The 19,171-nt window shown below is 70.4% G+C and carries 20 protein-coding genes; 11 read left to right on the top strand and 9 right to left on the bottom strand.

Annotation, left to right across the window (positions count from 1 at the left end):
- Positions 1-25: 25 nt before the first annotated feature.
- From ACFWXQ_RS01255 to ACFWXQ_RS01270, 4 genes are all read left to right on the top strand, one after another.
- Positions 26-679, top strand: a complete 654-nt coding sequence (locus ACFWXQ_RS01255) for a TetR/AcrR family transcriptional regulator (RefSeq protein WP_383941521.1) — start codon at positions 26-28, stop codon at positions 677-679.
- 326 nt (positions 680-1,005) lie between these two features.
- Positions 1,006-2,385, top strand: coding sequence for a cytochrome P450 (locus ACFWXQ_RS01260; protein WP_383941523.1), 1,380 nt, complete (start codon positions 1,006-1,008; stop codon positions 2,383-2,385).
- Positions 2,360-3,376 carry a (-)-alpha-amorphene synthase gene (locus ACFWXQ_RS01265; protein ID WP_386267256.1) on the top strand — a complete coding sequence of 339 codons (1,017 nt, stop codon included), beginning with the start codon at positions 2,360-2,362 and terminating at the stop codon, positions 3,374-3,376. Before ACFWXQ_RS01260 ends, ACFWXQ_RS01265 begins: the two co-directional genes overlap by 26 nt.
- A 171-nt stretch (positions 3,377-3,547) precedes the next feature.
- On the top strand, positions 3,548-6,457 hold the full coding sequence (locus ACFWXQ_RS01270; RefSeq protein ID WP_383941529.1) for an ATP-binding protein: 2,910 nt from the start codon (positions 3,548-3,550) through the stop codon (positions 6,455-6,457).
- Positions 6,458-6,487: 30 nt separating this feature from the next.
- Here ACFWXQ_RS01270 and ACFWXQ_RS01275 read toward each other — a convergent pair whose 3' ends face one another.
- Both ACFWXQ_RS01275 and ACFWXQ_RS01280 read right to left on the bottom strand, forming a co-directional pair.
- Entirely contained in the window at positions 6,488-7,420 is a 933-nt protein-coding gene (locus ACFWXQ_RS01275) for a M56 family metallopeptidase (RefSeq protein ID WP_383941532.1), read from the bottom strand.
- Between the two features lie 6 nt (positions 7,421-7,426).
- Positions 7,427-7,816, bottom strand: coding sequence for a BlaI/MecI/CopY family transcriptional regulator (locus ACFWXQ_RS01280; protein ID WP_383941535.1), 390 nt, complete (start codon positions 7,814-7,816; stop codon positions 7,427-7,429).
- Positions 7,817-8,037: 221 nt separating this feature from the next.
- Here ACFWXQ_RS01280 and ACFWXQ_RS01285 point away from each other — a divergent pair, with 221 nt between their 5' ends.
- The 3 genes from ACFWXQ_RS01285 (at position 8,038) to ACFWXQ_RS01295 (ending at position 9,806) form a co-directional block, all read left to right on the top strand.
- Positions 8,038-8,613, top strand: coding sequence for a TerD family protein (locus ACFWXQ_RS01285; protein ID WP_055617887.1), 576 nt, complete (start codon positions 8,038-8,040; stop codon positions 8,611-8,613).
- Between the two features lie 113 nt (positions 8,614-8,726).
- The gene (locus tag ACFWXQ_RS01290) at positions 8,727-9,389 is read left to right on the top strand and encodes a hypothetical protein (protein ID WP_383954376.1); all 663 of its coding nucleotides are present in this window, start codon (positions 8,727-8,729) and stop codon (positions 9,387-9,389) included.
- Between the two features lie 93 nt (positions 9,390-9,482).
- The gene (locus ACFWXQ_RS01295) at positions 9,483-9,806 is read left to right on the top strand and encodes a twin-arginine translocase TatA/TatE family subunit (protein WP_383954374.1); all 324 of its coding nucleotides are present in this window, start codon (positions 9,483-9,485) and stop codon (positions 9,804-9,806) included.
- 15 nt (positions 9,807-9,821) lie between these two features.
- Here ACFWXQ_RS01295 and ACFWXQ_RS01300 read toward each other — a convergent pair whose 3' ends face one another.
- The 6 genes from ACFWXQ_RS01300 to ACFWXQ_RS01325 form a co-directional block, all read right to left on the bottom strand.
- Positions 9,822-10,868 (bottom strand): alpha/beta hydrolase, encoded by a 1,047-nt coding sequence (locus ACFWXQ_RS01300; RefSeq protein WP_383954372.1) that lies wholly within the window; start codon positions 10,866-10,868, stop codon positions 9,822-9,824.
- 19 nt (positions 10,869-10,887) lie between these two features.
- Positions 10,888-11,661 (bottom strand): ABC transporter permease subunit, encoded by a 774-nt coding sequence (locus tag ACFWXQ_RS01305; RefSeq protein WP_383954370.1) that lies wholly within the window; start codon positions 11,659-11,661, stop codon positions 10,888-10,890.
- The gene (locus ACFWXQ_RS01310; protein WP_383954368.1) at positions 11,661-12,590 is read right to left on the bottom strand and encodes an ATP-binding cassette domain-containing protein; all 930 of its coding nucleotides are present in this window, start codon (positions 12,588-12,590) and stop codon (positions 11,661-11,663) included. The genes ACFWXQ_RS01305 and ACFWXQ_RS01310 overlap by 1 nt, the downstream gene beginning before the upstream one ends.
- 76 nt (positions 12,591-12,666) lie before the next feature.
- Complete coding sequence (locus ACFWXQ_RS01315) at positions 12,667-13,335, bottom strand: response regulator (protein WP_383954366.1); 669 nt, start codon at positions 13,333-13,335, stop codon at positions 12,667-12,669.
- Positions 13,332-14,561 carry a sensor histidine kinase gene (locus ACFWXQ_RS01320; RefSeq protein ID WP_383954364.1) on the bottom strand — a complete coding sequence of 410 codons (1,230 nt, stop codon included), beginning with the start codon at positions 14,559-14,561 and terminating at the stop codon, positions 13,332-13,334. The genes ACFWXQ_RS01315 and ACFWXQ_RS01320 overlap by 4 nt, the downstream gene beginning before the upstream one ends.
- Before the next feature lie 80 nt (positions 14,562-14,641).
- Positions 14,642-15,421 carry a LysR substrate-binding domain-containing protein gene (locus ACFWXQ_RS01325; protein ID WP_383954362.1) on the bottom strand — a complete coding sequence of 260 codons (780 nt, stop codon included), beginning with the start codon at positions 15,419-15,421 and terminating at the stop codon, positions 14,642-14,644.
- A gap of 37 nt (positions 15,422-15,458) precedes the next feature.
- On the opposite strand from ACFWXQ_RS01325, the gene ACFWXQ_RS01330 reads away from it, so the two are divergent.
- The 3 genes from ACFWXQ_RS01330 (at position 15,459) to ACFWXQ_RS01340 (ending at position 17,798) form a co-directional block, all read left to right on the top strand.
- Positions 15,459-15,884 carry a DUF5997 family protein gene (locus ACFWXQ_RS01330; protein WP_383954360.1) on the top strand — a complete coding sequence of 142 codons (426 nt, stop codon included), beginning with the start codon at positions 15,459-15,461 and terminating at the stop codon, positions 15,882-15,884.
- A 63-nt stretch (positions 15,885-15,947) separates the two neighbouring features.
- Complete coding sequence (locus tag ACFWXQ_RS01335; RefSeq protein WP_383954358.1) at positions 15,948-16,658, top strand: AAA family ATPase; 711 nt, start codon at positions 15,948-15,950, stop codon at positions 16,656-16,658.
- 111 nt (positions 16,659-16,769) lie between these two features.
- A complete protein-coding gene (locus tag ACFWXQ_RS01340; protein WP_383954356.1) occupies positions 16,770-17,798 on the top strand; it encodes an LLM class flavin-dependent oxidoreductase in 1,029 nt (342 codons plus the stop codon).
- A gap of 35 nt (positions 17,799-17,833) precedes the next feature.
- Here ACFWXQ_RS01340 and ACFWXQ_RS01345 read toward each other — a convergent pair whose 3' ends face one another.
- Entirely contained in the window at positions 17,834-18,142 is a 309-nt protein-coding gene (locus ACFWXQ_RS01345; protein WP_383954354.1) for a GNAT family N-acetyltransferase, read from the bottom strand.
- A 162-nt stretch (positions 18,143-18,304) separates the two neighbouring features.
- Between ACFWXQ_RS01345 and ACFWXQ_RS01350 the strand changes: the two genes are divergently transcribed.
- Positions 18,305-19,114: an SAM-dependent methyltransferase gene (locus ACFWXQ_RS01350; protein ID WP_384082699.1), complete on the top strand. Its 810-nt coding sequence runs from the start codon at positions 18,305-18,307 to the stop codon at positions 19,112-19,114.
- The last annotated feature ends 57 nt before the right edge of the window (positions 19,115-19,171 follow it).

Below are 19,171 nucleotides of genomic sequence, written 5' to 3' on the forward strand. Positions count from 1 at the left end.
GCCCACCGGAACGAAGGGAACACCCATGGCACGGATGCCGTCGGCCGAACGGCGTCGGCAGCTCACCGAAGCGGCCATCCGCGCGATGACCCGGGACGGCGTCTCCAGGACGACGACCCGGTCCATCGCCGCGGAGGCCGGTCTGTCCCTGAGCGTCTTCCACTACTGCTTCGACTCCAAGCAGGCCCTGATCGAGTCCGTCATCACGACGATCACCGAGCACTCCGTCACGGTGGTCAGGGAAGCGATCAGGCCGAAGGCGACCCTTCGGGAAACCGTCCGGGCCGGCTTCCAGGCCTACTGGGACCATGTGTCCGCACATCCCGGCGAGCACATGCTCACGTACGAGCTGACGCAGTACGCCCTGCGTGAGCCCGGGTTCGAGCATCTGGCACGGCGGCAGTACCAGCTGTACTGCGACACCTACACCGAGCTCGTCGAACAGCTCGCCCGCAGCATGGACTTCGAACTCCGCGTCCCGGCCCCCGTGCTGGCCCGCTATCTGGCCGCCATGACCGACGGGCTGACCCTGAACTTCCTCGTGCTGGGCGACGACGCCGCCTGGGCCGACATCCTCGACACGATCACCGACCATGTCGCGGGCCTCGTTCGCGATGCGGACGAGCTCCGGCCCCGAACAGGATCCGGGCCCGCCGGTTCCTCTTTTTCGTCCCCCTGATGTGACCCTTTACAAAAGGCCACTTGAGTGACGAAAGGCAATTCCAGTAAGTGCAGCATGCATCAACAATGTTTCACCCAACGCCTCTTTGTGCTCCTGTGCGCCCCCACGGAAAGTCGATCTGGGGAGCCGACAGCAGTTGAACTGGGCAGGACATGACTCAAGCACCGAGCCGGTGGCACGTTCACCGATTTACGTGAGTCGACTGAGGCAGGTGGTATTCGATGAGCGACGCCATGCCCGAACCGGATCGACTATGGACCGTGGGCACTGCGCCAGGCATATTCCCGAGCATCAGCCACGGTATCGCTTTGTTCCGTCGGCCGTTGGCTTTTCTGAATTCCCTGCCCGCCCGGGGCGATCTGGTCGAGATACGCCTGGGCCCGCTGCGGGCCTGGATGGTGTGCCACCCGGAGCTGGTCCACCGGATGCTCATGGACGCGCGCACCTTCGACAAGGGAGGTTCGCAGTACGACAGGCTCCGGGCACTGATGGGTGACGGTCTGGTCACCTGCCGCCAGGAGGCACACCGACGGCAGCGCACACTGCTCCAGCCGGACTTCCGCGCCTCCCGCGTCGCCGAGTACACGGAACTGATGGGCGAGGAGGCCGAGTCGGTGTGCCGGACATGGCGGGCCGGGCAGAGGATCGACGTCAGCGCGGCGATGATGGCCCTGACGACAAGGGTGACCAGCCGCGTCCTGCTCTCCGACTCGCTCGACGACGCCAGGGCCGCCCGGATACGGAGCGCCCTCGGCACCATCGTCCGTGGCCTGTTCGTCCGCACGGTCGTCCCGGTCGGCGCCCCGTTCCGTGTCCCCACACCGGCGAACCGTCGCTATCGGCGTGCGGTCGACCGCCTGCACGGGATCATCGACGCCGTCATCGCGGAACGGCGGCGGGGCACGCCCCGCGACGACGTACTGGGGACGCTGCTGGCCGCCGCGCGCGACGGGGGCGAGGACCCGGCGGTCACCGAACAGGAGGTCCACGACCAGCTCATCACGCTCCTGATAACCGGCGTGGAGACCACCGCACTGTGCCTGGCCTCCGCCTTCAGCCTCCTGGCTCAGCATCCGGAGACCGAGGGCCACTTGCACTCGGAGGTCGACACCGTGCTCGACGGGCAGCGCCGGCCCGAACTGGACGACCTGTCGCGCCTCACGTACACCCGGTCCGCCGTCACCGAGACGCTGCGCCACTCCCCACCGGGCTGGCTCTTCACTCGCGTCACGACCAGAGAGACAGAGCTCGCCGGGCGCCGGCTCCCCCCGGGCGCCACCGTCCTGTACAGCCCCTACCTCCTGCACCACGATCCCGCGTCGTTCCCCGACCCCGAACTGTTCCTGCCCGAGCGCTGGTTGCCGGGCTCGGAGCGGTCCGTCGCCGTGCGACACCGCGCGATGCTCCCCTTCTCCGCGGGGAGCCGTAAATGCATCGGGGACGCGTTCGCGATGGCCGAGGCCACGGTCGCTGTTGCGACCATTTCCAGTCACTGGCGGCTGCGCCATCCGCCCGGGCCGGTCGGACAACCGCGCCCCGCCGTGACATTGGGTCCGAGGTCGCTGCCGATGATCTGCGAACCACGCTCGCGCATAGCGGTCGGCACACCGCCTCGCGCTCATTCTCTCGCTCCCCGAAGCACGATGACATCCCGCGCACAGAACCCCGGATCGGCAGGTGACAACGGTGTCGACGACGCATGAGGAAATCACGGTCGCTCTGCAAGAAGAAATTCCCGCGGACAACTTGAAGGACCTCATCGACGCCAATCTCTACATGCCGTTCCCTTTTATGAGCAACCGCCACGAATCCGAATCGGCGGCAGGCGTCGACACTTGGCTGCGCACCTGGGGACTGACCGACGACCCGGCAGTCTCGGCCATGATCGTCAAAACCCGCCCGGCGGAACTCGCGTCCTACAACAGCCCGACCGTGGACAGTGATGTCCTCCAGATCGTGGCCAACCAGATCGCCTACCAGTTCATCTTCGACGACCAGGCGGAAGAGGTCGGCCGACAGCGGCCGGGCCGCCTCCTGCCCATGCTCACCGAGAGCATCGGGATCCTGCGCGACGGCCAGCCCCCCAGCACCCCGCTCGGGGCGGCCCTGACCGATCTCCACCGCCAGGTCCAGGAGCGGTGCACGCCCGCACAGGCCGCGCGATGGGCTTGGAACAGCCGGGAGTATGTGCACGGGTTGCTGTACGAGGCGGTGGCCCAGTCGCACTCGCCTCCGGTGCGGATGGGGTTGTGCAAGTCGATACGTTCGCTGACCGCGGGCATCGAGCCTTTCTATCCGTTGTACGAAGCCGCGCAGCCCTGCGAACTCGCCCCCGAGGACCTCCATCACGCCACAATGCAGCGCCTGGGGCGTCTCTCCGTCGATGCGGCAGTGTGGACAGCCGACCTCTTCTCCTCGGTGAAGGAGCAACGGACAGGTGGAATGATCAATTTGGCCCTCGCCTATCAGCGTGCGTACGAGTGTTCCCTGCCGCAGGCCGTCACGCTGGCCATCCGACGGATCAACAGCGCGATCGTCGAGTTCGAGACGCTCTACGAGAAGATCAAGCCGGAGCTGAGCCCCGCCGGCGTCGGTTACGTGGAAGGCATGTCCGGCTGGATTCGCGGGTGCTACTACTGGTCCCGCACCGTGCCGCGCTACGCGGACGCGACGGCGATGTCCTCCGTCCACTGACGGCAGGCCAATCAACTTACGTTACCTGAAAGCAAGGCGCTCAAACCGTTCCGATGCATGATTCGCCCTTCCCTGTGTACTCATTGCCCAATACGACCACCCGATGTCCGCAAGGGCGTACGCTCATCGCTGCCTTCCGAAGGATCAACGAAACAGGAAGCGGTAGGGCATATGGCGCATGAGCTGCGGCAACCGGACCCCGAGAGCCATCTGTTGCTGGAGCGCCATAGGGAACTCCGTGCGATCGACGCCGCGTTGGCCGAGCTCAGTGATACAGGGGACGGTGTGCCGCGACCGCGCCGCACCGGACTCCTCACCTTCACCGGCTCGGCCGGGCTGGGCAAGACGGCGCTCATGACGGAGGCACGCGCCCGGGCTGCGGCACATGGATTCACGGTGTTCTCGGGCAAGGGCGGGGAGAAGGAACAAGAGCTGGCCTTCCACGTGGTGCGGCAACTCGTGCAACCCGCCCTGGCGGCGATGGAAGACCCCGAGCGCCGGGCCTTCCTGGGGAGTTGGTACGACATCGTCGCCGCCGCGCTCGGCCTGGAGGCGACGGGCACCGCACGGGTGCCGGACCCGACCGGGGTGCGCGACGGACTCGACTGGGTCATGACGCGCCTCACGGTGATGAAGGCGCCCGTCATCCTGCTGCTGGACGACATGCACTGGGCGGATGTCGAGTCCCTGAACTGGCTCGCCTCCTTCGCCCCACGGGCCGAGGACCTCCCGCTGCTGATCGTCGCCGCCTACCGGCCCGACGAACTGCCGAACGAGGCAACACCCTTCCGCACACTCGTCGAACGTCACCGGAACCGCCCCTACTCCCTCGCACCGCTCACGTCCGCGGGCGTGGCACGCATCGTCAGGGACGAGGTCGGCGAGGGAGCCGAGGACGAGTTCTGCGATGAGTGCTGGACAGCCACCGGCGGAAGCCCGTTCGAGGCCGTCGAGCTCGCCATCCGACTCGGCGAGCGCCGTATGAAGGGCACGCGGGACGAGTTGTCCTCTATGCGGGACCTCGCCTCGGCGGTCAAGGGACCCGGGCTCCTCGACCGACTGCACCGGCTCGGCACGGCCACCGTCCGCTTCGCGTGGGCCGCGGCGGTCCTCGGTACGTCCATCTCGCCGGAACTCGCCGCCACCATCGCGGTGGTCGGCCGCGAAGAAGCCATCGAGGCGGCCGAGAGGTTGCGCACCGCTCGGATCCTCAAGGACGCCCCAGGTCAGGGAGGCGACCTGGAGTTCGTACACCCCTTGATCGCGACAGCGGTCTACCGGGACATCTCCGCGAGTCTGCGGGTCGGTCTGCACAACGCGGCGGCGGAGGCGGTCCACGCCGCGGGGTTCGGGCCCACCGCCGCTTCCCGGCATCTGCTGGAAGTCCCGTGCGAGGGCAGGCCCGAGGCAGTCGCATGCCTTCGGGAGGCCGCCCATGAGTATCTGTGCGCGGGGGCTCCGGAGGCCGCCCGGCGCGTCCTGACCCGGGCACTGCAGGAGCCGCCCCTTCCGGAGGACCGTGCGGCGCTCCTCCATGAACTCGCGTGCTCGACCTTCCTGATCGAACCCGCAGCCACCGTCAGCCATCTCCGGGCGGCTCTGGCAGAGCCCGGGATCGACCCCGACCTGCGCGCCTCCATCGTCTACCGGCTGACCCAGGCGCTGGCGCATCTCGACCGGGTGGCCGAGGCCGCGGCCGTGGCCGCCGACGAGGCACAGCAGGCGACCAATCCGCGTATCCGACTGCGTATGCAGGCCGACCACTTCGTATGGAGCGCGTTCCGCACCGACGAGCCCGACTCGGCCGCCCGCTCGCGCAGGCTGGCACGGCTGGCGGAGCGGCTGACCGGCCGTGGACTGGAGGAGCGGTACATCCTCGGCCTGCGGTCCTGGGACGCGATGATGCGAGGCGAGCCGCGGCAGACCGTTCTTGAGTATGCCGAGGAATCCTTGCGGGGCGGGCTGAGCTGGACCGCTGAGAACCGGGGCTTCGAGCTGCCCGTTTCCGTCGCCCTCGTCTTCATGTACTGCGACCAGCCACGCCGGGCCGAGGAACTGTTCACCAAGGGAATGGCCGAGTGCGAGACCAAAGGCTGGCGCGGCTCCCACCTGGCTGTCGGCCAGACCCTCTTCGGCTACATCCGCTACCGTCGCGGCTGCCTCACCGAGGCGGAGGAATTCGTACGTGAGGGACTGCGCACCGCTGACCGGGTAGAAGGCGCGGTGCCCGCCCAGTGGTTCGCCATCGGCATCCTGATTCAGATCCTCCTCGCCCGTGGTCGGACCGACGAAGCGCGGCAGCTCGCCGACTTCTACCACTACGGCGAGGTGGTCCCGAACGCCGTCATCTACCCGGATCCCCGCACGGTGTACGCCGAACTGCTCCTGGCCGAGGGCCGGCACTCCGAGGCCGAGCACCTGTTGTCCGCAGTAGGCGAATGGCTGGAGTCACGATCCTGGCGCAACCCGACCTGGTGCCCCTGGCAGCTGGATCTGGCGTCCGCCGTCGCCCATGCCGCTCCCGACCGCGCGATCCGTCTCGCCCAGGACGCCGTCAAGCGGGCCCGTGACTTCGGTGCGGCCTCCGCGATCGGCCAGGCGCTCCATACCGAGGCCGAGGTGACCGGCGGACCTGCGTCGCTCGACCTGTACACGGAGGCGATCGAGCATCTCGAACGGTCGCCCGCCTCGTACGAGTTGGCCCGTGCGCTGGTCGGCCACGGGGCCGCGCTCTCCCGGCACGGCAGGCTGCAGGAGGCCGCGGACCGTCTCTACCAAGGCCAGGAAGGCGCCGTCCACTGCGGCGCGGAGGCCCTCGCGACCCGGGCCAGGGCGGAACTCTCGGCAGCCGGGCTGCGGCCGCTGCCCCTTCGCTACGGACAGACGGACACGCTCACCGCTCCGGAACGCAAGGCCGCCGAGATGACGGCCCAGGGGCTCCCGGCAGGGGTGGTCGCGAAGGCGCTGAGCCTCACCGAGCAGGGCGTGACGCGACTGCTCTCCTCGGTCTACCGCAAGATCGGCACCGACGCCGCCGGCCTGGCCAGAGCCCTGGAAACGTTCCCTCGCCCTCGTCCGTGACCTGATGGCCAGGCCGGGCCAGGCAGGCGCTCAGAGTGGTGTCGCCGCGTGCAGGATCAGGACCATCGTCACGGCGGAGCTGGCCGAGGACATCGCGGAGAGTGCCGTTCCGACGGCCGCTGCCCAGGTGGCCATGCCCACCGTGGTGAACAGGGAGGGCCAGTCGCGTACGGCGGGCGCGGGTTCCAGGAGGGCCGCCACGCGGCGGGGTACCGGGCCCGGTGCGGCGAAGCCTGCGAGTGTCGGGGGCGGGGTGCCGCGGGAGACCAGTGCCGCCTTGCCGATCGCGCACGCCACGACCCTGCGGCTGCCCACGGCGTGGGCCGCCTCTTCGTCGGCCCAGCGTTCCGCCCTATAGGACACGGCCGTTCGCAGCGGTCGCAGGAACGGGTTGGCGCGCGCCGCCAGTTGCACGACCAGGAGGAAGCGGTGGTGGCGGGCCGTCAGGTGTGCGCGCTCATGGGCGAACAGGGCGCGCCGCTCGGCGGGTTCGAGGCAGGACAGCAGGGCGGTGGTGACCACGATCCGGTCGCGGGCTCCGCCGGGCAGGGCGTACGCGTAGGGCATCTCGTCGGGCAGCACCGCGACCCCCGTACCGGGCAGTCCGGCCAGCGCGCGGTGGGCGCGGCGGCGCACTCTGCCGTGTCGCCACAACGTCCCGATGCACACCAGGGCCACCGCCAGCAGAGCGGGGATGGCCGCTCGTCCGGCGACCTCGTCGTACGGGACGGCCGCGCGCACCTCGGGGTCCGACCACCCGTCGGGCAGCGGGTTTCCGGGCAGTTGCGCGGTGCCGACGACCATCAGCAGGGCCAGGCAGACCGTGCTGCAGACGGCCATGACACCGGCCACGCCGGTCAGCAGCCGGGTGGCTGTGCCCGGATGCAGGCGCTGCTCGGCCAGCCGGGCGATCGGCCAAGCCGTCAAAGGCAGGATCAAGGGCAGAAAGACGAACACCCCCATGAGGCTTCAGTCTTCCCTCTCCGTCTCGGGCTGCCCGAGCAGTTCACGCAGCAGCCGCTCGTCGTCCGGCGACAGCGCGGTGACGAAGCTGGCCAGCACCGCCTCCCGGTCCGGTTCGCCGTCCAGCACCTTGCGCATCTTCCGCGCGGCGAGCCCCGCCTCGTCCGACGCGGGTGTCCACGCGAACGACCGTCCCGCGCGCTCCCGGGTCACCGCGCCCTTGGCCAGCAGCCGGGTGAGAATCGTGATCACGGTCGTATAGGCGAGATCCCCGCCGAGGCGGTCCTGCACCCAGCCCGCCGTCGCCGGCCCGTCCGCCTCCCGCAAGGCCGACAGGACCTGCGTCTCCAGCTCACCCTGCCCCCGCCGCCGGGGACGCCGCCGGTGATCCGTCACGCCCTGTCTCCCTTCGGCTGCCGCGCACTTCACGGGCGGTCCATCGTATAGAGATCCGCTCGCGCTCCACTCGCCTGCGAACCGCTGCCTCGCCGCGGCCGGCCTCGCGAGCGAGTACAACCGACCCACCCCCCATATTTCTACAGTGATGTAGATTTATTTTCGGGTTCACCACATGGACCGGACCCGGCACCGCACAACCGAGCATGAAGGAGAGCAGCGTGGGAGTTTCCCTGGCCAAAGGCGGCAATGTCTCGCTCAGCAAGGAGGCTCCGGGCCTGACCGCGGTTCTGGTCGGCCTGGGCTGGGACGTCCGGACCACGACGGGCACCGACTACGACCTCGACGCGTCCGCGCTGCTGCTGAACGAGGCCGGAAAGGTCGCCTCCGACACCCAGTTCGTCTTCTACAACAACCTCACCAGCCCTGACGGGTCGGTCGAGCACACCGGTGACAACCTCACCGGCGAGGGCGAGGGCGACGACGAGGTCATCAAGGTGAACCTCGCCGGCGTGCCCGCCGACGTCACCCGGATCGTCTTCCCGGTGTCCATCCACGACGCCGAGAACCGCGGCCAGAGCTTCGGCCAGGTCCGTGGCGCCTTCATCCGGATCGTCAACCAGGCCGGCGGCGCCGAGATCGCCCGCTACGACCTGTCCGAGGACGCCGCCACCGAGACCGCGATGGTCTTCGGCGAGCTGTACCGCAACGGCGCGGAGTGGAAGTTCCGTGCCGTGGGCCAGGGTTACGCGTCCGGCCTGGCCGGAATCGCCTCCGACTTCGGCGTCGGCGTCTGAGCCAACGGCTCCCGCCCTCCGTACCTACGGGCCCGCCCCTTCACCGGGGGCGGGCCCGCGCCCCGCCCGAAGCGGGCCGCACCTCCATCGTTCGAGCCACCCAGGGAGACCATTTGGCCGGCCCGCCCCGCCTCCGCCCGGAGGACCGAGCGGATTTCGAGGACGTACTGCGCCAGGCGCTGAGCACGACGGACATCCGTACGGCGCTGCTCGCCGACCCCACGAGCGCGGCCGCGACACGGCTGCGCGCCCAGGCGCTGCGGGCCGTGGACGAGATCACGGCCGCGGCCGGTGACGAGTACCGCGAGTACCTCGCCGCGCGTACGGTCGTGGAGCGCGGTCGGCAGTCCCGGGCCGCCGGGGAGCGCGGTCGGCAGTCCAGGACGACCGTGGAGTACGACCGGCAGCCCCAACCGGCCGATGCCGGAGCCTTGTTGCCCGCCCTCGCCGTGCTCACTCCGCCGATCGCCGCCACCGCCGCGGCGGTCCTGCTCGTGCTCGGGTACAGCCTTCGGCTCGCCGGCGTACAGGGGCCGATGGGCGGTTCGCTCGTCACCGCCGGCTGGGTGTTCGCGCTCATCGCGGCCGCGAGCACCCTCGCCGGGCTGACCGCCCTGCTGTGCACCGCGTCGCGCACCCGCCCCGGTCTCGGTGACCGGACCGGGGCGTCGGCCCGTAACCTGCACCATGCCCGTGCGAGGTGGCAGCGGGCGCTGCTGGAGCGCGGTGCGCTGCCCTACCTCCGCCGACAGCTCGCCGCCACCCGATTCGACTGACTCCCCGCACCGCGCCGGCCACCACCGCTCCACCCCTCCCCCGTTGTGCTCGCGCCCCGACCGGGCCGGGCAGAGAAAGAAGGCAGGACCCGAATGTTCGGACTGAGCGAAATCTCGATCATCCTCGTCGTCGTCATCCTCGTCCTCGCCGCCAAGAAGCTTCCCGATCTGGCTCGTTCGGCAGGCAAGTCGGCCCGCATCCTCAAGGCCGAGGCCGCGGCGACGAGGGACGAGCCGGCCGGGACGGACGGGACCGACGGGCAGACGGCTCCCCGCGTCATCCCGGGCGAGACCGTCGGCCCGAAGCACGGCACCACCCCCACCGACTCGGCCCGGCCCACCGACACCGTCCCCCGGCCTTCCGCGGCGACCGAGCCCACACAACCGGACTCCGGGCAGCCCCGCCCGCGGGACTGAGGCAGCGCGTCACGGTCACCGGTCCCGGATCCCCAGCGCCCTCAGCAGCATGGGGAGCGAGCGGTACAACTCGCGCTTCCAGTACGGAGGCGAGTGCGTTCCGGCGTAGAAGTGGGTGGTCACCGGAGCCCCGACGGACGCCAGGCGGGCGGCCAGGGACCGGGACTGACGCTGCATAAGGGTCTCCGTGGGGGAGATCGCGTCCTCGAGGAACGGGTCGGCAGGGTCCTCAAGCCCCGGGATCTCCACGTCCGGTGGCGTGCCCGGCGGGTCGAAGACGCCCTCCGTGCCGTCGCCGGCGGAGACGTGGACCGGAGTCGTGCGCAGTCGGTCGGCCAGGTAATAGGGGTCGTGAGCCTGCCAGTTGGCCCGTTCGGCGACCGGGTCGCCCCACACCGCCGTCCAGTCCAGGCCCAGGTAGGTCATCCCGGCCCGGACCGCGTGCGGATGGCGCAGTGGATGTACGAATCCGCTGTAGCTCGCCACCGCCCGGAACAGCCCGGGGTGGCGTGCCGCGTAGGAGAGGGCGCCGAATCCGCCCTGCGACTCACCCGCGGCCACGCGGCGGACGCCCGCTCCATAGCGGCGCTCCAGCAGAGGGCGTACCTCCCTGAGGTGGAAGGTCTCGACCGCCGGCGGGCCGCCCTCGCCGCTGTTGAACCAGTCGCTGTAGAAGCCGGACAACGGCATCTCCGGCATGACGACCAGTACGTCCCGCAGGTCGGGCAACTCCTGGAGACGGGCGTCGTAGTCCTCGGTCCAGGCCCTGTAGTTGCCGTCGCCGCCGACCAGCAGATACAGGGTCGGCCAGGTCTCGCCGGGCCGCCGCTCCTCCCAGCCGTCCGGGGTGAGCAGCCGGACCTTCGCGGAACGACCCAGCGCGGGCGAGTCCACCGTGAGATCGACCAGACGCTCACCGGCCTTCTCCTCGGCGATGATCCGGGCGCCGTGCGGGGCGGAAACGGTCGCCTGCGCACACGTCGCGGACACCGCCGCCAGCAGCAGGAGATCGGCTAACACCAGGGCGAGCAGGGTGCGTAGGCGAGCGGCGCTCCACAGCATGATCGTTCCTCCGTTCCTGTCAGACGTCTCGTCCGCGCAGGGCACCGGCCGCGAGCAGGAGCAGTACCGCCGTGTAGCCCGCCACCAGGAGCAGGGACGGCCAGGGGCCGAGGCTGCCGACGGTTTCCGCGGTCGCGTCCGAGGTCTGGATCAGCTTCTCCAGGGTGCTGGTCGGGGAGACGCCCGCGATCCAGCGCTGGGCGTCGCCGAAGAGCGGGCCGAGGAGGGAGGGCAGGAGCAGTACGCCGACGACAGTGGTGACGGCTCCCGCGGAGTGGCGTACGAGGGTGCCGACCGCGAGGCCGAGGAGCCCGGCGACGGCGAAGGAGGCGGCGATGCCGAACAGGGCGGGCAGCGGATCGCCCTGGGCGTACCGGCCGCTGTCGAGCATCGCGTCGCCGATCAGATAGGCGAGCGTGCAGGAGATCAACGCCAGGACGTACATCAGGGCCGCGATCAGGGTGGCCTTCGCGGCGAGCACGGTGGCTCGGCGGGGGTTGGCGGCGAAGGTGGTGCGTACGGTGCCGCTGCCGTACTCGCCCGTGATCAGCAGGGCACCGACCACCGCAGCCAGCATCTGGGCGGGGACGGAGGCGGTGAGGCTGCCGCCGAGGACTGTGTCGTCCGGCTGCAGGCTCTCGGTGGCGGCCACGAACACCGCACCCAGCACGGGCACGGCGGCGGTCGCGAGGGTCGTCCAGACCGTGGAGCGCACGCTGTGGAACTTGATCCACTCATGGGCGAGGGCCCCTGGGAAGCCGGCCCGGGCGGTGGTGAGGGTCGTGGTCGCCATCAGACTGTCTCCTTCCGGCTCCGGACAGCGTGCGTCCGGTACTCGGCCGAGTCCTGGGACAGGGCCGTGTAGACCTCCTCCAACGAGGAGTGGGCGGGGGTGAGTTCATGGATCGCGAGACCGTGGTCGCGGGCCAGGTCGCCGATGGCCGCGGCGTCCGGACCGTCCACCCGCCAGCCGCCCCGCGGGTCGAGACGGACGTCGGCACCCGTGGCCTCCAGCAGGCCCCGCAGCTTCTCGGGTTCCGGGGAGCGGACGAGCGTATGGGCGCGGGAGTTGGTCTCGATGAAGTCGCGCATCGTCGTGTCGGCGAGGAGCCGGCCGCGTCCGATCACGATCAGATGGTCGGCGGTCAGCTCCATCTCGCTCATCAGATGGCTGGAGAGGAAGACCGTACGGCCCTGTGCGGAAAGGGACTTCATCAGGTCGCGGATCCAGCGGATGCCCTCGGTGTCCAGCCCGTTCACCGGCTCGTCGAGGATCAGCACCTCCGGATCGCCGAGCAACGCGGCGGCGATACCGAGCCGTTGGCCCATACCGAGCGAGAAGCCGCCGAACCGGCGTCCCGCGACCTCGGTCAGACCGGTCAGGTCCAGCACCTCGTCGACGCGGCGGCGCGGGATGCGGTTGCTCGCCGCGAGCCCGGCCAGGTGCCGGTACGCCGAACGCCCGCCGTGCGCGCCCTTCGCGTCCAGCAGCGAGCCGACGGTGCACAGGGGGGCGGCCAGTTCGGCATATGGCTTGCCGCCGACCGTGACGGCGCCCGAGGTGGGCGCGTCCAGGCCGAGGATCAGTCGCATGGTGGTGGATTTTCCGGCGCCGTTCGGGCCCAGGAAGCCGGTCACCCGGCCGGACCGGACCGTGAAGGACAGCTGGTCGACGGCGGTCTTGTCGCCGTACCTCTTGGTGAGTTCGCGTGCCTCGATCATGCCTTCGACGGTAGGGAGCGGTGACGCCCCGGACATCCGCCGCCGGGAGTCGGCAACTACTCCCGCGGGAGTACCCTCACCGCTCCCCCGCCCGGACCAGCCCTGTCTCGTACGCCAGCACCACCAGCTGCGCCCGGTCGCGCGCTCCCAGCTTGGTCATCGCCCGGCTGACGTGGGTCTTCGCGGTCAACGGGCTCATGATCAGCTGCCGGCCGATCTCCTCGTTGCTCAGTCCGGCCGCGACCAGTGCCATCACCTCGCGCTCCCGGTCGGTGAGCGCGGCCAGCCGCTCGGCACCGGACGCCTCCGGGGCCCTCAGCCGGGCGAACTCCTCGACGACCGACCGCGTGACCGCGGGCGCGAGGAGGCTCTGTCCGGCCGCGACCGTACGGATCGCCGCGCGCAGCCCGTCGGGCTCGATGTCCTTCAGCAGAAAGCCCGCCGCGCCGTGCCGCAGCGCCTCGAAGACGTACGCGTCGACCTGGTAGGTGGTGAGCATGACGACGCGTACTCCGTCGAGGGTGCGGTCGGCGGCGATGCGGCGGGTGGCCTCGATGCCGTCGACTCCGGGCATCCGGATGTCCATCAGCACCACGTCGGGCCGGGTCAGCCGGACCGCCTCGACGGCCTGCGTCCCGTCGGCCGCCTCCGCGACCACCACCAGGTCGTCGGTCAGGTCCAGCAGGGCCCGGAAACCGGCCCGTACGACGGTCTGGTCGTCGGCGAGCACCACGCGCACGGTCATGGCCGCCCTCCCCGGAGTGCCTCGGCCGGAAGCACGACCGGGAGTACGGCCCGTACGCGGAAGCCGCCGCCGGACACCGGACCGTACTCGATGCTGCCGCCGACCGCGGCGGCACGCTCGCGCATGCCTACGAGCCCGAAGCCCTCGGTCGCCGTGGCCTGTGACGGCGGGCCGAGCTTCGCGGGTGGCCCGGTCCGCGAGGGTGGTCCGTCGTCCGCGATCTCCACACAGAGCCGGTCGCCGTGCCGGGCGACCGAGACCGCCGCGTGGCGTGCGCCGGAGTGCTTGACCACGTTCGTGAGCGCCTCCTGCACGATGCGGTACGCCGCCAGCTCGACCATCGGCGAGAGCCCGTCCGCCGTGCCGTCGTGGCGCAGTGCCGCGTTCACGCCGCTGTCGGTGAACCGGCCGACCAGTTCGGGCAGTTGGGCGAGTCCGGGAGCGGGTGCCGTGGAGTCGAGGTCGTGGTCGCGCAGCACGGTGACGGTGGCCCGCAGTTCGCCCACGGCCTCCTTGCCCGAGTCGCGTACCTGCCGCATCGCCTGCCGGGAGACCTCGGGGCGGGTGTCGAGTGCGTCGAGGGCGACTCCGGCCTGCACCGTCATCGCGGTCACCGTGTGCGCGACGATGTCGTGCAGTTCGCGGGCGATGCGCAGGCGCTCCTCGTGCACCCGGCGCGCCGCCTCCCGCTCCCGCTCCTCCTCCGCGCGGACGGCCCGGGCCGCGTACTCGTCCATCAACTGCCGCCGCGTACGGATGACTTCGCCGAGGAGCAGGGGCACCAGCGGCCAGATCATCTCCAGCAACGGCAGCCCCTGCGGGTTGGCCACGTCACGCCCCACCCGTAGCGCGACCGCGCCCGAGACGAGGGACGCGACGAGCCCGGTCCACAGGGTGCGCCGCCGGTCGCCCAGCACCGCGACGGTGTACAGGGCGACGATCGCCGGCAGGTTCAGCAACTCCCCGATGTGCCCGTGCAGCGCCCAGCCCGCGCAGGCGGCGCCCGTGACGATCGCGACCGGCACCGGCCACCGTCGGCGCCACACGAGTGCGGTCAGGGAGATCGCGAGCAGCAGCCAGGTGAGTCCGTCGGCCTGCTGGTAGTCGGGGTCGTTGGACGCGGCGTCGGACGCCGTGAACAGCCCGACCACGGCGACCACCAGCAGGTCCGCGGTCAGCGGCGACAGTGATCGCGCACGCTCCACCAGTCCGTCGAAGCTCGTCACGTCATCACCGTATGGGCCGGATCACACCGGCGCATACGCCACCGGGAGTAGCCCGCGAGACTCGTCGGCCCCCGCGGTCGCTAGGACTTGCGGCGGGGCTTTCCGCGCTTCGTTCCCTTGGGGGCGCCGGAGCCGGTCCGTGGGTTCTTGCCGGTCGGCTTGCCTGTTGCCTTGCCGGCGGCGGGCTTCCGACGATCGGTGCCCTTGTTCTTCGCCTCGGGCCTGTCCTTGGGCTCGGTCTGGGCCGCGGAACGGCCCCGGGAGCTGTTGACGGTCCGGCCGCGGACGATGCCGATGAAGTCTTCGACCAGGTCCGTGGTCCGGTCCTCGGGCCAGGACAGGGCGACGCGCGACTCGGGGGCGTCGGTGACCGGCCGGTAGGTGAGGTCTTTGCGGTGGTGCAGGCGGGCGAGCGACTGCGGGACGATCAGGAGTCCCACGCCCGCCGCGACGAGTTCGATCGCGTCCTCCGTCGTCGCGGGGCGCTCGATCGCGGGCCGGCCCGGCAGCCGCTCCCAGTGGAGGGTGTCGTCCAGGGGATGCAGCACGATGTCGTCCGCCAGGTCCTCGGCGGTCACCTCGTCGACGGCCGCCACGACGTGGTCCTTCGGGACCACGACGACGGTCGTCTCGGTGTAGAGGGGGATCGCGCTGAGATCCGTACGGTCGACCGGCAGCCGTACGAATCCCGCGTCGGCGTCGCCGCCCCGCAGCACGTCGAAGACCTCGGCGTCGGACACCGCGAGGAGGGTGAGGGGGACGTCGGGCAGCCGCTCGTTCCAGATCCGCACCCACTTGCTGGGCGTCACTCCCGGGACATATGCGAGCCGGAACGAGGGGGAATCTTCCGAGCCTGTCACCTGGCCAGGTTACCCGGCGTGGTCGGCGGTGGTTCACATGCTCGATACCCTGGGCAGCATGACGTCGCACCAGAACACCCAGACGATGAAGCCCGCGACCGCGGCCAAGAAACTGGGTGTGTACCTCGAGGCCACCCCCGCCGAGTTCCAGGAGGGTGTCGTCTCGCGCTCCGAGCTGACCGCCCTGCAGGCCGATCCCCCTCAGTGGCTCCAGGACCTGCGGAGCAACGGCCCGCACCCCCGTCCGGTCGTCGCGGCGAAGCTGGGCGTCTCCATCGCCGGGCTCGCGCGCGGCGGTGTCACGGAGGCTCTCACCACGGAGCAGATCGAGGCGCTGAAGGCCGAGGGTCCCGAGTGGCTCCAGAAGGAGCGCGCCACCCAGGCCGAGGTCCGCAAGGAAGCGGTCCGTATCAAGGAGAAGAACGCGGAGCGCGACGACAAGGGCGACCAGCCGCGTCCGTAGCGGTCCTCGGGCCGCCGCGGCAATCCTCGAAACCGCCGCGGCGCGCTGTGGAAGACTCGACCCGTGATCATCGAACGCGCGTACGCACACATGGCCTCGTACGACGAGAACGCGTGGCCCTGGTCCGTGCCGTGTGTGCGCGGGCTGATGGAGGACGGTGTCCGGTTCACGGCACCGGTGACCTTCGTCGTCGGTGAGAACGGCTCGGGCAAGTCGACCCTCGTCGAGGCGCTGGCCGAGGGCTTCGGTCTGGACTCCTGGGGCGGCTCGCACAACTGGCGGTACGCGAGTCATCGGGCCAAGTCCGAGCTAGGCGAGCGCATCCGTTTCGACGCTGCGGCAGCGCGCGGGCGGCGCATGCTCGGCAGCTGGTCGGCCCGCAAGGGGTTCTTCCTGCGGGCGGAGACGGCGATGGACGCGCTGGACCGGGAAGGGCTCGCGCCGGATTCGGTCAGTCACGGCGAGGGCTTCCTCGCGGCGTTCCGCGGGAAGTTCCTGGAGCCCGGGCTGTATGTGCTGGACGAGCCTGAGGCGGCCCTTTCGTTCGGCTCGTGCCTCGAACTGCTCGGCCATTTCGACCAGTTGGCGAAGCAGGGCGGACAGGTCATCTGCGCCACGCACTCGCCGCTGCTGACCGCGCTGCCGGGTGCGGACATCATCGAGGTCGGCGAACACGGGATGCGCCGGGTGGCCTGGCAGGATCTCGCCCTGGTCGACCACTGGCGCCGCTATCTCGCCGACCCGCACGCCTATCTGCGGCACATCCTCGGCTGAGGGCGAACCCGCGAGCGCGACCGCCCCCCGCCGCGCCTCCGGTGATCGCCTGCCAGAATGGCGATCAGCGCAGGCGTTCGACAGAACCCGCCCGGACGATGGAGGAGCCCCGTGCCGCTGCCCTCACAACCGTTGCGGAAGCTGGGCTTCTTGACCATCGGGTTGTTCGACGAGGCCGACCCCCGCAAGGGCCACGAGTCCACGCTGGAGATCATCCAGCTCGGTGAGCGACTGGGCTTCGACAGCGCCTGGCTGCGCCACCGCCATCTCCAGTACGGCATCTCCTCCCCCGTGGCCGTCCTGGCCGCGGCCTCCCAGCGCACCGCCCGCATCGAGCTCGGCACCGCGGTCATCCCGCTGGGCTGGGAGAACCCGCTGCGGCTGGCCGAGGACCTGGCCACGGTCGACATCCTGTCCGGCGGCCGGCTCAATCCGGGGATCAGCGTCGGCCCGCCGATGCACTACGACCAGGTCAAGCAGGCGCTGTATCCGGACACCGCCGACGCGGAGGACTTCGGGTACGACCGGGTGGCGCGGCTGCTGGACTTCATCCGCGGCGAGCCTGCCACCGACTTCAGCGGTGTCCAGGGCTTCGAGGTGTTCTCCGACCGCGTCCAGCCGCACGCGCCGGGACTTGGCCGCCGCCTCTGGTACGGCGGCGGCAGCCTGCGGTCGGCGCAGTGGGCCGGTGAGCACGCGATGAACTTCCTGACCAGCAGCGTCGTCAAGGCGGAGGAGTCCGAGGACTTCGCCGAGGTCCAGCTGTCCCACGTACGCGCCTTCCGCGCCCATCACCCCGACGGCGACCGTGCCCGGGTCTCCCAGGGGCTCGTCGTCATCCCGACCGACAGCGCCTCGGCGGAGCAGCGTGCGAAGTACGAGGCGTACGCCGAGAAGCGGCTGCCGCGGACCGCCGTGCCGCAGGGACCGGCCCGCCTGATGTTCGCGCCGGACCTCGTCGGCACCTCCGCGGAGATCGCCGAACAGCTCTACGCGCACGCGGCGTTCCGGGAGATCGACGAGGTGGCGTTCGCGCTGCCCTTCACCTTCGAGCACGACGACTACGTCCAGATCCTCACCGACATCGCCACCCGGCTCGGCCCGGCACTCGGCTGGCAGGCGTCGGCCCAGCACGGTTAGAGGGCCCGTTGACCCCGTTACCTTGTTCGGCGGTGTCAGTCGGTGACCTTGCTGCGTGCCTGGTACAGCAGGTCTGCGTACGCGGGGTGGCGGGCGATCCAGCCCGCGTAGAACGGGCAGGTGGCCAGCACCCGCAGGCCCGCGGCACGTGCCTCGTCCAGGGAGGCCCGGACCAGCGCGGACCCGACGCCCTTGCCCTCGCTCTCGGGGCTCACCTCGGTGTGGACGAACGCGATCAGCTCGTCGGTACGGATGTACTGCGCGAAGCCGGCGACCGTCGGCGCTCCGTCGATCCGGGCCTCGTAGCGACGCGCCTCGGCCACGTCACTGATCTCGATCGCCATGTCTCCTCCTTGAACCCGTTGAGCCGGTGCACGACACTAACCCACAGTGGCCAAAACCCGTACGGTCCGCCCGAGTTGCCCTCCGGAGCGCAGACGCGCGGGCGGATCATTCGGCTAAGTTGACGTTCGATTGCCGAACAACGATCCGCAGGAGGCCCTCTCGTGACAGACCACGAACCCGAACTCGCCGCAGCTGCCGAGATACGGGCCCGGATCGACACGGACAAGCCGCACTCCGCTCGCTTCTGGAACTACTTCGTGGGCGGCAAGGACCACTACGAGGTGGACCGTGAGATCGGGGACCACATCAAGGAGATCTTCCCCGGTCTCGTCGACGTGGCGCTCACGAGCCGCCACTTCCTCGGACGCGCTGTCACGCACCTCGCCGGCGAGCAGGGCATCCGGCAGTTCCTGGACATCGGCACCGGTCTGCCGACCGCCGACAACACCCACGAGGTCGCCCAGCGCGTGGCCCCGGACGCACGCATCGTGTACGTGGACAACGACCCCCTGGTCCTCGCCCACGCCCGGGCCCTGCTCACCAGCACGCCCGAGGGCGAGACGGCGTATCTCGACGCCAACCTGTACGAGCCCGAGGATGTCCTCAAGGCCGCGGCGCACACCCTGGACCTGTCCAAGCCCGTCGCCCTGATGATCCTCAACACGCTCGGCCACGTCGCCGAGTACGGCCAGGCCCGGGATCTTGTCTCGCGCCTCATGTCCGGTCTGCCGTCGGGCAGTTACCTGGTGATCAGCGACAGCACCGCCACCAGCGAGGGCATGATCGCCGCGTCCGAGGCGTACAACTCCAGTGGCGCCGTCCCGTACTACGTGCGCTCCGTCGAGGAGATCGCCGGGTTCTTCGACGGGCTGGAGCTGGTCGAACCCGGCGTCGTGCAGGTCACCCAGTGGCGTCCGGAGGCCGCCGGTTCGGTGGTCGACGCCTACGGAGCGGTCGGCCGCAAGCCGTAGCGCGACACCGCGGTCGGGCCCGTCCGAGGACGGGCCCGCCTCGCCCGTGCGGCCCGG

Origin of the sequence: Streptomyces sp. NPDC058697 (assembly GCF_042715345.1) — a bacterium.
Taxonomy (GTDB): Bacteria; Actinomycetota; Actinomycetes; order Streptomycetales; family Streptomycetaceae; genus Streptomyces; species Streptomyces liliifuscus.

Coding starts and splice junctions, on each gene's coding strand:
- ACFWXQ_RS01255 (WP_383941521.1), top strand. CDS start 26: ATGGCACGGATGCCGTCGGCCGAACGGCGTCGGCAGCTCACCGAAGCG.
- ACFWXQ_RS01270 (WP_383941529.1), top strand. CDS start 3,548: ATGGCGCATGAGCTGCGGCAACCGGACCCCGAGAGCCATCTGTTGCTG.
- ACFWXQ_RS01275 (WP_383941532.1), bottom strand. CDS start 7,420: ATGGGGGTGTTCGTCTTTCTGCCCTTGATCCTGCCTTTGACGGCTTGG.
- ACFWXQ_RS01295 (WP_383954374.1), top strand. CDS start 9,483: ATGTTCGGACTGAGCGAAATCTCGATCATCCTCGTCGTCGTCATCCTC.
- ACFWXQ_RS01300 (WP_383954372.1), bottom strand. CDS start 10,868: ATGCTGTGGAGCGCCGCTCGCCTACGCACCCTGCTCGCCCTGGTGTTA.
- ACFWXQ_RS01305 (WP_383954370.1), bottom strand. CDS start 11,661: ATGGCGACCACGACCCTCACCACCGCCCGGGCCGGCTTCCCAGGGGCC.
- ACFWXQ_RS01310 (WP_383954368.1), bottom strand. CDS start 12,590: ATGATCGAGGCACGCGAACTCACCAAGAGGTACGGCGACAAGACCGCC.
- ACFWXQ_RS01315 (WP_383954366.1), bottom strand. CDS start 13,335: ATGACCGTGCGCGTGGTGCTCGCCGACGACCAGACCGTCGTACGGGCC.
- ACFWXQ_RS01330 (WP_383954360.1), top strand. CDS start 15,459: ATGCTCGATACCCTGGGCAGCATGACGTCGCACCAGAACACCCAGACG.
- ACFWXQ_RS01345 (WP_383954354.1), bottom strand. CDS start 18,142: ATGGCGATCGAGATCAGTGACGTGGCCGAGGCGCGTCGCTACGAGGCC.